This window comes from Streptomyces sp. NPDC103540 (assembly GCF_055584445.1).
Genome location: NZ_JBVJMA010000006.1, coordinates 194,482 through 206,588 on the forward strand (window position 1 = coordinate 194,482; position 12,107 = coordinate 206,588).

At 73.6% G+C, this 12,107-nt stretch carries 9 protein-coding genes; 3 read left to right on the forward strand and 6 right to left on the reverse strand.

Going from position 1 to position 12,107, the window contains the following annotated elements:
* Window positions 1-47: 47 nt before the first annotated feature.
* From ACZ6ZI_RS16675 to ACZ6ZI_RS16690, 4 genes are all read right to left on the reverse strand, one after another.
* Window positions 48-2,432 carry an ATP-binding cassette domain-containing protein gene (locus ACZ6ZI_RS16675; RefSeq protein ID WP_469521017.1) on the reverse strand — a complete coding sequence of 795 codons (2,385 nt, stop codon included), beginning with the start codon at window positions 2,430-2,432 and terminating at the stop codon, window positions 48-50.
* A 181-nt stretch (window positions 2,433-2,613) separates the two neighbouring features.
* A complete protein-coding gene (locus ACZ6ZI_RS16680; RefSeq protein WP_469521020.1) occupies window positions 2,614-3,747 on the reverse strand; it encodes an LLM class flavin-dependent oxidoreductase in 1,134 nt (377 codons plus the stop codon).
* A gap of 32 nt (window positions 3,748-3,779) precedes the next feature.
* A complete protein-coding gene (locus ACZ6ZI_RS16685) occupies window positions 3,780-5,201 on the reverse strand; it encodes an NtaA/DmoA family FMN-dependent monooxygenase (protein ID WP_469521022.1) in 1,422 nt (473 codons plus the stop codon).
* The gene (locus tag ACZ6ZI_RS16690; RefSeq protein ID WP_469521024.1) at window positions 5,198-6,391 is read right to left on the reverse strand and encodes an LLM class flavin-dependent oxidoreductase; all 1,194 of its coding nucleotides are present in this window, start codon (window positions 6,389-6,391) and stop codon (window positions 5,198-5,200) included. The genes ACZ6ZI_RS16685 and ACZ6ZI_RS16690 overlap by 4 nt, the downstream gene beginning before the upstream one ends.
* 426 nt (window positions 6,392-6,817) lie before the next feature.
* On the opposite strand from ACZ6ZI_RS16690, the gene ACZ6ZI_RS16695 reads away from it, so the two are divergent.
* From ACZ6ZI_RS16695 to ACZ6ZI_RS16705, 3 genes are all read left to right on the forward strand, one after another.
* The gene (locus ACZ6ZI_RS16695; RefSeq protein WP_469521026.1) at window positions 6,818-8,263 is read left to right on the forward strand and encodes a glyceraldehyde-3-phosphate dehydrogenase; all 1,446 of its coding nucleotides are present in this window, start codon (window positions 6,818-6,820) and stop codon (window positions 8,261-8,263) included.
* Window positions 8,264-8,534: 271 nt separating this feature from the next.
* Window positions 8,535-9,047 (forward strand): hypothetical protein, encoded by a 513-nt coding sequence (locus tag ACZ6ZI_RS16700; protein ID WP_469521029.1) that lies wholly within the window; start codon window positions 8,535-8,537, stop codon window positions 9,045-9,047.
* A gap of 113 nt (window positions 9,048-9,160) precedes the next feature.
* A complete protein-coding gene (locus ACZ6ZI_RS16705; protein ID WP_469521032.1) occupies window positions 9,161-10,732 on the forward strand; it encodes a flotillin family protein in 1,572 nt (523 codons plus the stop codon).
* A 64-nt stretch (window positions 10,733-10,796) separates the two neighbouring features.
* Here ACZ6ZI_RS16705 and ACZ6ZI_RS16710 read toward each other — a convergent pair whose 3' ends face one another.
* Together ACZ6ZI_RS16710 and ACZ6ZI_RS16715 are read right to left on the reverse strand one after the other, a co-directional pair.
* Window positions 10,797-11,480, reverse strand: a complete 684-nt coding sequence (locus ACZ6ZI_RS16710) for a DUF305 domain-containing protein (RefSeq protein WP_469521034.1) — start codon at window positions 11,478-11,480, stop codon at window positions 10,797-10,799.
* Between the two features lie 88 nt (window positions 11,481-11,568).
* On the reverse strand, window positions 11,569-12,099 hold the full coding sequence (locus ACZ6ZI_RS16715) for a DUF6153 family protein (RefSeq protein WP_469521037.1): 531 nt from the start codon (window positions 12,097-12,099) through the stop codon (window positions 11,569-11,571).
* Window positions 12,100-12,107 lie beyond the last annotated feature (8 nt).

Consider the following 12,107-nt stretch of genomic DNA (forward strand, 5'->3'; position numbering starts at 1 on the left):
GGCGGGCGCGTCCCCGCGCCGCCGGCCCCGCCCCCCCGGGACGGGTCTCAGGAGCCGACGTACGCCGCCAGGTGCTCGCCCGTCAGGGTGGACCGGGCCGCGACCAGATCGGCCGGCGTGCCCTGGAAGACGATCTTCCCGCCGTCATGGCCCGCACCGGGCCCCAGGTCGATGATCCAGTCGGCGTGCGCCATGACCGCCTGGTGGTGCTCGACGACGATCACCGACTTGCCGGAGTCCACGAGCCGGTCCAGCAGCGCCAGCAGGTGCTCGACGTCCGCCAGGTGCAGCCCGGTCGTCGGCTCGTCGAGGACGTAGATCCCGCCCTTGTCGCCCATGTGGGTGGCCAGCTTCAGCCGCTGCCGCTCCCCGCCCGACAGGGTGGTCAGCGGCTGCCCGAGGCTGAGGTAGCCGAGGCCGACCTCGGAAAGGCGTACGAGGATCCGGTGCGCCGCCGGGGTGTGCGCCTCGCCCGCGCCGAAGAACTCCTCGGCCTGCGACACCGACATCGCCAGCACCTCGCTGATGTCCCGCCCGCCCAGCCGGTACTCCAGCACCGACGCCTGGAACCGCCGGCCCTCGCACTCCTCGCAGGGGCTCGCGACCGCGGCCATCATCCCGAGGTCGGTGTAGACCACCCCGGCGCCGTTGCAGGTGGGGCAGGCGCCCTCGGAGTTGGCGCTGAACAGCGCCGGCTTCACCCCGTTGACCTTGGCGAACGCCTTGCGGATCGGGTCGAGCAGGCCGGTGTACGTCGCCGGGTTGCTCCGTCGCGAGCCGCGGATCGGGGTCTGGTCGACCGACACCACCCCCGCGTCCGCCGGGATCGACCCGTGGACGAGCGAGCTCTTGCCGGAACCGGCGACGCCCGTGACGACCGTCAGCACCCCCAGCGGGATGTCGACGTCGACCCCGCGCAGGTTGTTGGCCGTGGCGCCCCGCACCTCCAGGGCGCCGGTGGCCTCGCGGACCTCCTTCTTGACGCCCGACCGGTCGTCGAGGTGGCGACCGGTGAGGGTGCCGCCCGTCCGCAACCCCTCGACGGTGCCCTCGAAGCAGACCGTGCCGCCCGCCCGTCCGGCGCCCGGGCCGAGGTCGACCACGTGGTCGGCGATCGCGATCATCTCCGGCTTGTGCTCCACCACCAGCACCGTGTTGCCCTTGTCGCGCAGCCGCAGCAGCAGCTCGTTCATCCGCTGGATGTCGTGCGGGTGCAGCCCCGAGGTGGGCTCGTCGAACACGTACGTGACGTCGGTCAGCGAGGAACCGAGGTGACGGATCATCTTCACGCGCTGCGCCTCGCCGCCCGACAGCGTGCCGGCCGGCCGGTTCAGCGACAGGTAGCCGAGACCGATCTCGACGAACGAGTCCAGGGTCCGGCCGAGCGCGGTGAGCAGCGGCGCCACCGACGGCTCCCTGAGGCCCCGCACCCACGCGGCGAGATCGCTGATCTGCATCGCGCAGGCGTCGGCGATGCTGATCCGCTTGATCTTCGAGGAACGCGCGGCCTCGCTCAGCCGGGTCCCGTCGCACTCGGGGCAGGTGGTGAAGGTGACCGCCCGCTCCACGAAGGCCCGGATGTGCGGCTGCATCGCTTCCTTGTCCTTGGACAGGAACGACTTCTGGATCTTGGGGATCAGGCCCTCGTAGGTGAGGTTGACCCCGTTGACCTTCACCTTCGTCGGCTCGCGGTAGAGGAAGTCCTGCATCTCCCGCTTGGTGAACCGGGAGATCGGCTTGTTCGGGTCCAGGAACCCCGACTCGGCGTAGATCCCCACCGTCCAGACGTTGTCCGACTTCCAGCCGGGGATGGTGAAGGCGCCCTCGGCGATCGACTTGGAGTCGTCGTACAACTGCGTGAGGTCGATGTCGGAGACCGAGCCGCGCCCCTCACAGCGCGGACACATGCCACCGGTCCGGTTGAAGGTCGCCTTCACGGTCTTCTGCGCCCCGCGCTCGACCGTGATCGCGCCGCTCGCCCGGACCGAGGGCACGTTGAAGGCGTACGCGCCGGGCGGCCCGATGTGCGGCTTCCCGAGCCGGCTGAAGAGGATCCGCAGCATGGCGTTGGCGTCCGTGGCGGTGCCGACCGTGGAGCGCGGGTCGGCGCCCATGCGCTGCTGGTCGACGATGATCGCGGTCGTCAGTCCGTCGAGGACGTCGACCTCGGGCCGCGCCAGGGTGGGCATGAAGCCCTGGAGGAAGGCGCTGTACGTCTCGTTGATCAGCCGCTGCGACTCCGCCGCGATCGTGTCGAACACCAGGGAGCTCTTGCCCGAACCGGACACACCGGTGAACACCGTCAGGCGCCGCTTGGGGATCTCGATGCTGATGTCCTTGAGGTTGTTCTCGCGCGCTCCGTGCACGCGGATCAGCCCGTGGCTGTCGGCGGCGTGCGGGGCGGGCGAGCGGGTGTCCGTCCTCCTGGCCATGGCTCTCGTGTCTCCCTCGGTCGGCGGGGCCGCCTGCGCGGTCACCTGCGGCGTCACCCGGCCCGGCCGGAACACCTCCGGGCCGACGATCACGCTACCGGCGGCCCGGCGGCCGGCGCTTCTCGAATCCTGACCGGATCCCGATCGCCGTCCGCCGGACCTCCCCTCCCGCCGGGGCCCCTCAACCCTCGGCGGGCGTTCCTCGTCGGCCCCACTCGCGGGCCAACAGTTCGTACGAGCGGACCCGGGCCGCGTGGTCGTGGGTGATCGTGGTGATCAGCAGCTCGTCCGCCCCGGTCGCCCCCGCGAGCCGCTCCAGGTGGTCCGCGACGGTCCGCGGCGACCCGACGAACCGGGTGTCCACCCGGTCCGCCACGAGCGCCCGGTCGGCCTCGGTCCACGGCAGGGCCCGCGCCTCGTCCGGGGACGGGTAGGCGATGGCGCCCTCGGCGGTACGGATGCTGCGCACCCAGGGCCCGTACCCCTCGGCCAGGCCGTGGGCGCTCTCGTCGTCCTCGGCCACCACCACGTCCGCCGAGACCGTCACGTACGGGCGCTCCAGCTCCGCCGACGGTTTGAACGCCGCCCGGTAGCCCTCCACCGCCTCCAGCACCGAACCGGGGCTGACGTGGTAGTTCCCGGCGAACCGCAGACCGTTCCGCCCGGCGGTCTCCGCGCTCTGCCCGCCGCTGCTGCCCAGGATCCACACCTGTACGTCGGCCCCCTCGCCCGGTACCGCGCGCGCCCCGATCCCCTCCGGGGACCGGTACTCCCCGCGCAGCAGCGCGAGGACGTCGTCCACCTGCTCGCCGTAGTCCTGCGCGGTGGCTCCCGGCAGGTTCAACAGCTTCTGCTGGAGCGCCACCCGGGGGTGACCCAGCAGGTGCGCGAAGGAGAACCGGGGCGGGATCAGCAGCCCGTTCGGCGTGTACCCGACGAAGGGCTCGGCGGCCCCCTCCGCGGGCCGCGGGGGCCGGCCCGCCGAGCGGCCCAGCCCCAGGTCGAGCCGGCCCGGGTGCAGGGCGTCGATCAGGCCGAACTCCTCGACCGTCGACAGCGCGGTGCGGTGACCGAGCTGGACGGCGCCCGAACCGATCCGGATCGTGGAGGTCGCCGAGGCGGTCAGGGCGAGCAGCACGGCCGGGGAGGTCCCGGCGACGCCGGGGTTCAGGTGGTGCTCGGCGAACCAGTACCGCGCGTAGCCGAGACGTTCTGCCTGTCGGGCCAGGTCGATGCTGCGGTGCAGGGCCTCCGCGGCGGTGGAACCGGAGGTGATCGGCACGAGGTCGAGGACCCCGAGCGGGATGCCGGACATGACGGGTCTCCTTACGGGTCGGCGTACGCGCCTTACAGGTCGGCGTACGCGCCGGCGGCCTCCGCACCGCCGCCGGCCCCCTCGGCCCCGGCGGCGGGCCGCCGGGCCTCGGGTACGGACAGGCCGAGGTGGTCGCGCAGGGTGGTGCCGGTGTACTCGGTGCGGAAGGCGCCCCGCTCCTGGAGCAGCGGCACCACCGTGTCGGCGAAGGCGTCGAGCCCGCCGGGGGTCAGGTGCGGGACCAGGACGAAGCCGTCGGCGGCGTCCGCCCGCACCAGGTCGTCGATGGCGTCCGCGACGGTGGCGGGGGAGCCCACGAAGGTCTGCCGGGCGGTCGTGGCGATGACCAGCTCGCGGATCGACAGGTTCTTCGCCTCGGCGAGCGCCCGCCACTCCCGGGCCGTGGCGAGGGGGTCCCGGAACTGCCGCACGCTCGCCCGACCCAGGGCGATCGTGTTCTCCCCGGGCACCGGGTCCACCTCGGGCAGCGGGCCGTCCGGGTCGTAGCCGGACAGGTCCCGGTTCCAGACGTGCTCCAGGTACGCGATCGCGGTGGCCCCGCTCACCTGGAGGCGGCGCACCTCGTGGGCGAGCTCGCGGGCCTCGGCGTCGGTGTCGCCGAGGACGAACGTGGCGGCGGGCAGGATCAGCAGCTCCTCGGGGCGCCGGCCGTACCGGGCGAGGCGCCCCTTGACGTCGGCGTAGAAGGCGCGGCCCTCGTCCAGCGTGCCGTGGCGGCCGAAGATCGCGTCCGCGCGGGCGGCGGCGAACTCGCGCCCCTCGTCCGAGTCGCCCGCCTGGAAGATCACCGGTCGGCCCTGCGGGCTGCGCGGCACGTTGAAGCGGCCCTCGATGTCGAAGTGCCGCCCGCGGTGCGCGAAGGTACCGGCGCGCCCGTCCCGCAGGAAGGTGCCGGAGACGGGGTCGGCGGCGATCTCCGTACCGTCCCAGGAGTCGAAGAGCTCGGTGGCGGTCGCCAGGAACTCCCGGGCCCGCGCGTAGCGGTCCTCGCGCGCCAGGAACCCGCCGCGGCGGAAGTTCTCGCCGGTGAAGGCGTCCCAGGACGTCACCACGTTCCAGGCGGCCCGGCCGCCGGAGAGGTGGTCGAGGCTCGCGAACTGGCGGGCCACCTCGTACGGCTCGTTGAAGGTGGAGTTGATCGTGCCCGTCAGCCCCAGGTGCTCGGTGACGGCGGCCAGCGCCGCGAGCACGGTGAAGGTGTCGGGACGGCCGACCACGTCCAGGTCGTGGATCCGGCCGCCCTGTTCGCGCAGCCGGAGTCCCTCGGCGAGGAAGACGAAGTCGAACCTGGCGCGTTCGGCGGTCCGCGCGAAGTGGGCGAAGGAGTCGAAGTCGATGTGGCTGCCCGCCTCGGGGTCGCTCCACACCGTGGTGTTGTTGACGCCGGGGAAGTGCGCCGCCAGGTGGATCCGCTTGCGCGGCTCGCCGCTCATGCCGTCCTTCCGGTTCCGGGGGTCCGGGCCCCGCGTCGGGTCGGGTGCGTGGTGGAGCCGGCGGCGCCGGCGGCGTACCGGTTGGGCGGGCGCTCCAGACCCAGCAGACCGCGCAGGGTCCCGGCACCGTACGAGCCGCGGAAGGCCCCGCGCCGCCGGAGCTCGGGGACCAGGCCCCGGGTGATCGCCGGCAGGTCGTCGGCCAGTACCGCGGGCCGCAGCCGGAAGCCGGTCACCCCCGCGCGCCGCCACTCCAGGAGCAGCTCCGCGAGCCCGGCCGGGGTGCCCGTGAAGAAGGCGCCCTCCGGGTCGTACGGGCCGCCGGCCGCCTCATCGAGCCGGTCGCGCCGGGCCGCCGCGGTCGCGGTGTCCGGGGCGAGCAGGACCGTCAGGTCGGCGAAGACGTGCCGCGGCGCGGCCTCCGAGCCGAAGGCGGCCGAGGCCGCCGCCCGCGCCTCGTCGAGGTCGCGCGGCGCCACGTACACCAGGTCCACCAGACCGGGCCGGGGCGCGGCCGAGCCGGCGGTCGCGGTCACCAGCGGCTGGCCCTGCGGCGGTCGGGGGGTGATCGAGGGGCCCCGTACGCGGAAGTGGCGCCCGACGAAGTCGATGTGGTGCAGGCGGTCGCGGTCGACGAAGCGGCCCGTGGCGGCGTCGCGGATCTCCGCGTCGTCCTCCCAGCTGTCCCACAACCGCCGGACGACCTCGATGTGGTCGGCGGCCTCCTCGGCCGACTCGCCGACCGGCAGCGGGAACGTACGACGGCCGAAGTGGGCCGCCTCGTGCGGCGGCGCGGAGGCCCGCAGGAGCACGCCCGCCCGCCCCCGGCTGACGTGGTCCAGTGTGGCCAGCGCCTTGGAGATGTGGAACGGCTCGGTGTGGGTGGCCGTCACGCTCGGCACGAGCCCGATGTGCCGGGTCAGCGGGGCGACCCGGGCGGCCGTCAGGACCGCGTCCAGCCGCCCCCGCACCCGGTCGGTACGGGTGTCGTGCTCCGTCGGGGAGGAGGACTGGAGGGTCAGGCCGTCCTCGAAGGTGACGAAGTCCAGCAGACCCGCCTCGGCCTCGGCGACGACGTCGGCCCAGTACCGGGCGGTGAACAGTTCGCCGGGGCGGGCCCCCGGCTCCCGCCAGGCCGCGGGATGCCACCCGGCTCCGTCCAACGCGACGGCGAGGTGCAGTTCGGACACGTCGAGCCCTGCCTTCCGGATCGGTCTCGGAGGAGACCTTCCGGATCCCCTCCGAGAACGCTATGCCGGGGCGTCGGCCCGAACCATGGATGGGCCGTTAAGTGCATTTGACGGGATTGTTTCCCGCGCCGGCGTCTGCGCCCGGAGGGCGGGCGCGTACGCGGACGTGGCCGCGGAACCCGGGCGGCGATCGGCTGTCCCACCCTTCCGGCCGGGGACGCCGGACCGTCACACCACGGCTGACCTGCGCGGACCCTGCCGGTGGCCGGGTTCGGCGGGACTCGATCGGCACCCGCGCCGAAGGACGGTCACCGGGCGCGGGCGTCCAGGGGGTGGACGGGTCCGACGGAGCGGGGGGCACCACTGGAATGATCAAAGGACGGTGGGGTTAGCATATGAGCGCCGCCTAGCTCGAAAGATGAACCTGTGACTGTCAACGAGGACTCGTTCACCAACTGGAAAAACCGCGAAGAGATCGCGGAGTCCATGATCCCCATCATCGGGAAGCTGCACCGGGAGCGTGACGTCACGATCCTGCTCCACAGCCGCTCCCTGGTGAACAAGTCAGTGGTCAGCATCCTCAAGACCCATCGATTCGCCCGGCAGATCGACGGCGAGGAGCTCTCGGTCACCGAGACGATGCCGTTCCTCCAGGCCCTCACCACCCTCGATCTCGGCCCCTCGCAGATCGACATCGGCATGCTCGCCGCGACGTACAAGAGCGACGACCGCGGTCTGTCGGTGGAGCGGTTCACCGCCGAGGCCGTCGCCGGCGCGACCGGTGAGAACAAGATCGAGCGCGGCGACGGCCGCGACGTCGTCCTGTACGGCTTCGGCCGCATCGGCCGCCTGGTCGCCCGCCTGCTCATCGAGAAGGCCGGCTCCGGCAACGGCCTGCGCCTGCGCGCCATCGTCGTCCGCGGTGGCGGCGAGCAGGACCTCGTCAAGCGCGCCTCGCTGCTGCGCCGCGACTCCATCCACGGCCAGTTCCAGGGCACCATCACCGTGGACGAGGAAACCAGCACCATCCTCGCCAACGGCAACGCGATCAAGGTGATCTACGCGAACGACCCCTCCGAGGTCGACTACACCGCGTACGGCATCAAGGACGCCATCCTCATCGACAACACGGGCAAGTGGCGCGACCGCGACGGTCTCGCCAAGCACCTGCGCCCGGGCATCGACAAGGTCGTCCTGACCGCCCCCGGCAAGGGTGACGTCCCGAACATCGTGCACGGCGTCAACCACGACACGATCAAGCCGGACGAGCGGATCCTGTCCTGCGCCTCCTGCACCACCAACGCGATCGTCCCGCCGCTCAAGGCCATGGACGACGAGTACGGCGTGCTGCGCGGCCACGTGGAGACCGTCCACTCGTTCACCAACGACCAGAACCTCCTGGACAACTACCACAAGGCCGACCGTCGTGGTCGCAGCGCGCCGCTCAACATGGTCATCACCGAGACCGGTGCCGCGTCCGCCGTCGCCAAGGCCCTGCCCGAGCTCAAGGCGCCCATCACCGGCAGCTCGATCCGCGTCCCCGTCCCGGACGTCTCGATCGCCATCCTGAGCCTGCGCCTGGGCCGCGAGACCACCCGTGAGGAGGTCCTGGAGCACCTGCGCGACGTGTCGCTGCACTCGCCGCTCAAGCGCCAGATCGACTTCACGACCGCCCCCGACGCCGTCTCCATGGACTTCGTCGGCTCGCGCCACGCCTCGATCATCGACGCCGGCGCCACCAAGGTCGACGGCGACAACGCCATCCTGTACCTCTGGTACGACAACGAGTTCGGCTACTCCTGCCAGGTCATCCGCGTCGTCCAGACCGTGTCCGGCGTGGAGTACCCGACGTACCCGGCCCCGCAGGTCTGAGCGACCCGGATCCGCCCGACGGCCCCCGCGCCGTAGGCCCCGAACGCGCCGCGGCCGGGGCGAAGAAGGAACCCCCTTCCTCGCCCCGGCCGCGGCGCTTCGTCGTTTCCGGGGCCGGGCGGGGCCGGGCGGAGCGGGGCGGGGGCGGGGCCCGCACGTCGTGCGTCAAAAACGCATAAAGATTGCCGGAACCAGGCAGTGTGCGGGCCGGGGGCGCGATGACACGATGCCGTTGTCCGGCGGGTTCGACACGCGGCAGGGGGAGAGTGCCATGGGATGGTTTCTCGGTCTCGGCATCACGGGGGTCCTCCTGCTCGTCGGCTCGCTGGTGTTCGACGGGGTGCTGGAGTCGGTCTTCGACGCCGCCGCCGCCGGACCGCTCGACGGTTGGCTGTCGCTCCCGGTGATCGCGGGCTTCGTCTCGATGCTCGGCTTCACGGGGGCGATCGTCCTCGGTTCCACGGGACTGGGGACGGGAGCGGCGGCCACCGCCGGCGCCGTGGCCGGTGCGGGCGTCGGCTGGGCCACGTACCGCTTCGGCCGCGCCCTGGCGCGCGACCGCGACGGGGCGGCCCCCCGCCAGGGCGACCTCGTCGGATCGGCCGGCACCGTGGTCACCGGCATTCCCGGGGGCGGCGGCTACGGCGAGGTCCTGCTGCGGCTCGCCGGCCAGCCGGTGAAGTACGCCGCCACCTCCGCCGGGCCGCTCGGCCGCGGCGCCGAGGTGTGGGTGAGCGCCGTCCCGACGCCGACCTCCGTCGAGGTCCGCGCCGTGGAGCGCTGACCGAGGCCCTACGGGGCCCGCGGCCCGGCCACCCGCCCGCCACCACCTCGGCGGTGCGGCGGCGCGCCGCCCCGTCCCATGTCGTTGTTCCGCCTGTTCACGGGAGTGTGCCCATGAGTCCTGTCGTCGTCTCCGTCGTGGGGGTGGTCGTCCTCCTGGTCCTGTCGGCCCTGGTCGTCGTCACCCGGTACAAGGTCGCCGGCCCCAGCGAGGCCTTCATCATCACCGGCCGGCGCGGCAGGAAGACCACGGACCCGTCCACCGGCCGGGTCGTCACCGACAACAGCGGGCAGAAGGTCGTGGTCGGCGGCGGGGTCTTCGTCGTCCCCTTCGTGCAGCAGCGCTTCACCCTCGACCTGTCCAGCCGGCACATCCCCGTCGCCGTGCGCGGCGCGGTGACCCTGCGCGGCATCAAGGCCAACCTCGAAGGCGTCGCGATCGTCAAGGTCGGCGGCACCGAGGACGCCATCCGCGCGGCCGCCCAACGGTTCCTCCAGCAGCAGGACGGCATCGTCGGCTTCACCCAGGAGGTGCTGTCGGGGGCCCTGCGCGCCATCGTCGGCCGCATGTCGGTCGAGGACGTCATCCGTGACCGCGCCGCCTTCGCCGGCCAGGTCGCGGAGGAGGCCGAGGCGAGCCTGTCCGGGCAGGGCCTCGTCCTCGACGCCTTCCAGATCCAGGACATCACCACCGAGGGCTCCTACCTGGAGGACCTGGGCCGCCCCGAGGCCGCCCGCGCCAAGCAGGAGGCCGACATCGCGGAGGCCAACGCCCGCCGCACCGCCGAGCAGGCGCGCCTGAAGGCGGAGGAGGAGATCGCCGTCGCGCAGCGCACGCTCCAGCTGCGCCAGGCGGAGATCAAGGCGGAGACCGACGCGGCCTCCGCCCAGGCCAACGCCGCGGGTCCGCTGGCCGAGGCCGACCGGCAGCAGCAGATCCTCACCGAACAGGAGAAGGTCGCCGAACGACAGGCCGCCCTGACCGACCGCCAGCTCGACACCCAGGTGCGCAAGCCCGCCGACGCCCGCCGCTACGAGGCCGAACAGGAGGCGGAGGCCAAGCGGGTGGCCCGCGTCAAGCAGGCCGAGGCCGAACGCCTCGCGGCCATCGCCGCCGCCCAGGCGGAGGCCGAGAGCGCCCGACTGACCGGTGAGGGCGAGAAGCAGCGCCGTTCGGCCCTGGCCGAGGCGGAGGCCATCGAGGGCGCCCGGCGCGGTGAGGCCGAGCGGGCCCGACGCGCGGCGATCGCGGAGGCGGTCCGCCTGGAGGGCGACGCGGAGGCCGCGTCGATCGCCGCCCGGGGCGCCGCCGAGGCGGAGGCCATGGACAAGAAGGCCGAGGCCTTCGCCCGCTACGGCGAGGCCGCCGTGCTCCAGATGCTGGTCGAGGTCCTGCCCGAGGTCGTCGGCAAGGCCGCCGAACCGCTCGCGGCCATCGACAAGATGACCGTCATCTCCACCGACGGGGCGAGCCGGCTGTCCCGTACCGTCGCCGACAACGTCGCCCAGGGCGTGGAACTGCTCGGCTCGACCACCGGACTGGACCTCCCGCAGCTCCTCAAGGGTCTGACGCGGGGCGCCGACGCCGCCACCGCCGCGCAGGCGGGGGCCGGCGAGGCTTCCGGCACCGGCCGGGACCGCGGCTCGGACCGGGGTGGCGACGGGCGGATCCCCATCGCGGGGTAGCGGGAGCCGCAGCGCGGCCCGGCCCGGGGACCACCGTCGGTGAGCCCCGGGCCGGACCCGTCGGCTACTTCCCGCCGAGCAGTTCCCTCATGTGGGCGATCTCGGCACCCTGCGAGGACACGATGGCGCCGGCCATGTCCTTGGCGGCCTGGAACCGGCCGTCGGACTGTTCGGTCTTCGCCATGGCCACGGCGCCTTCGTGGTGCTTGACCATGAGTTCGAGGAAGGCGGTGTCGAAGGCCCGTCCCTCGGCCTTCGACAGGCGGTCCATCTCCTCGCCGGTCATCATCCCGGACATGGCGTGCCCGCCGTGCCCGCCGTCGGCTCCGGCCGCGGGCACCTGCTCGCCCCAGGCGGCGAGCCACCCGGAGAGGGTCTTGATCTCCGGGTCCTGGGCCTTCCTGATCTCCTCGGCGACCTTCCTCACCTCGGCGGATCCGGCGCGCGTCGCGGCCAGGTCGGCCATCTCGACGGCCTGCCGGTGGTGGGGGATCATCCCCTGGGCGAAGGCGGTGTCGGCCGCGTTGTTCTCGCCGCGGGCGCCCGTGCCCGGCAAGGACCCGGCGGAGGGCGTGGCCCCGGCGGGAGGCGTGGCGGCGGCCGTCCGGCCGGAGGAGCCGTGGCCGGAGTGCGTCGGGCCGCCGTCGGCCGGGTCGGAGTTCCCGCCGCAGGCTGCGAGGACGAGGGCGGCGGTCGCGGCCAGCGCGACGGCGGAGGTACGACGGATCGTGGAACGCCGGATGGTCATGGTGGTGCTTCTCCTGTGCTGCGGCACGCCGGACGACGGCGTGCGGGAAGTGGACGGGCTCGTGCGTCGGGGTGACGCCGGAGACCGCCTATACGCGCAGGAGTTGCAGTTCCGAGAGTGAGGGTGGTGCCCGTCCGTCCACCGCCGAGGCGGGGGCGATCCCGTGGGCGGCCGGCGCCGGCGCCCCGAGCGCGCCGGGCGCGGGCGCCGGGCCGGGCAGGACCGGGGGAGCGCCGGTGCCGGGGGCCGCGCAGGTGGCGTCCGCGTGCTCGGCGTGACCGCCACCGGGGCCGTCGTGCGGACAGGCGCAGGGCGCGGCGGGGACCGCGGCGTCCCGCGCGCGGACCGGCGTCGTGCGGTCCGCCGGCGTGTCGTGGGGTGAGGCCTCGGGCCGCGCCGCGTCGTGGGACGGGGCGGCGTGCCCGGCGGTGTCGTGCGGGGAGGTCGCCGCCGCGAGGGCGGGCCGGAACGCCGCGGCGACGGCCGCCGGGGCCTTCGCCGGGATCCCGCCCGGGCCCAGCCCGTGCATGCCCAGCAGGCCCGTGAGCACGGCCAGGACGAGCCACAGGCGTCGGGGCAGCCCGAAGGGGCCGCTCGCCCGACGCACCGTTTCGCTCATGCGCGCAT

Bases quoted from the DNA above. Each gene is read 5' to 3' on its own strand.
- ACZ6ZI_RS16675 (WP_469521017.1), bottom strand. From the start codon at position 2,432: ATGGCCAGGAGGACGGACACCCGCTCGCCCGCCCCGCACGCCGCCGAC.
- ACZ6ZI_RS16680 (WP_469521020.1), bottom strand. From the start codon at position 3,747: ATGTCCGGCATCCCGCTCGGGGTCCTCGACCTCGTGCCGATCACCTCC.
- ACZ6ZI_RS16685 (WP_469521022.1), bottom strand. From the start codon at position 5,201: ATGAGCGGCGAGCCGCGCAAGCGGATCCACCTGGCGGCGCACTTCCCC.
- ACZ6ZI_RS16700 (WP_469521029.1), top strand. From the start codon at position 8,535: ATGGGATGGTTTCTCGGTCTCGGCATCACGGGGGTCCTCCTGCTCGTC.
- ACZ6ZI_RS16705 (WP_469521032.1), top strand. From the start codon at position 9,161: ATGAGTCCTGTCGTCGTCTCCGTCGTGGGGGTGGTCGTCCTCCTGGTC.
- ACZ6ZI_RS16710 (WP_469521034.1), bottom strand. From the start codon at position 11,480: ATGACCATCCGGCGTTCCACGATCCGTCGTACCTCCGCCGTCGCGCTG.
- ACZ6ZI_RS16715 (WP_469521037.1), bottom strand. From the start codon at position 12,099: ATGAGCGAAACGGTGCGTCGGGCGAGCGGCCCCTTCGGGCTGCCCCGA.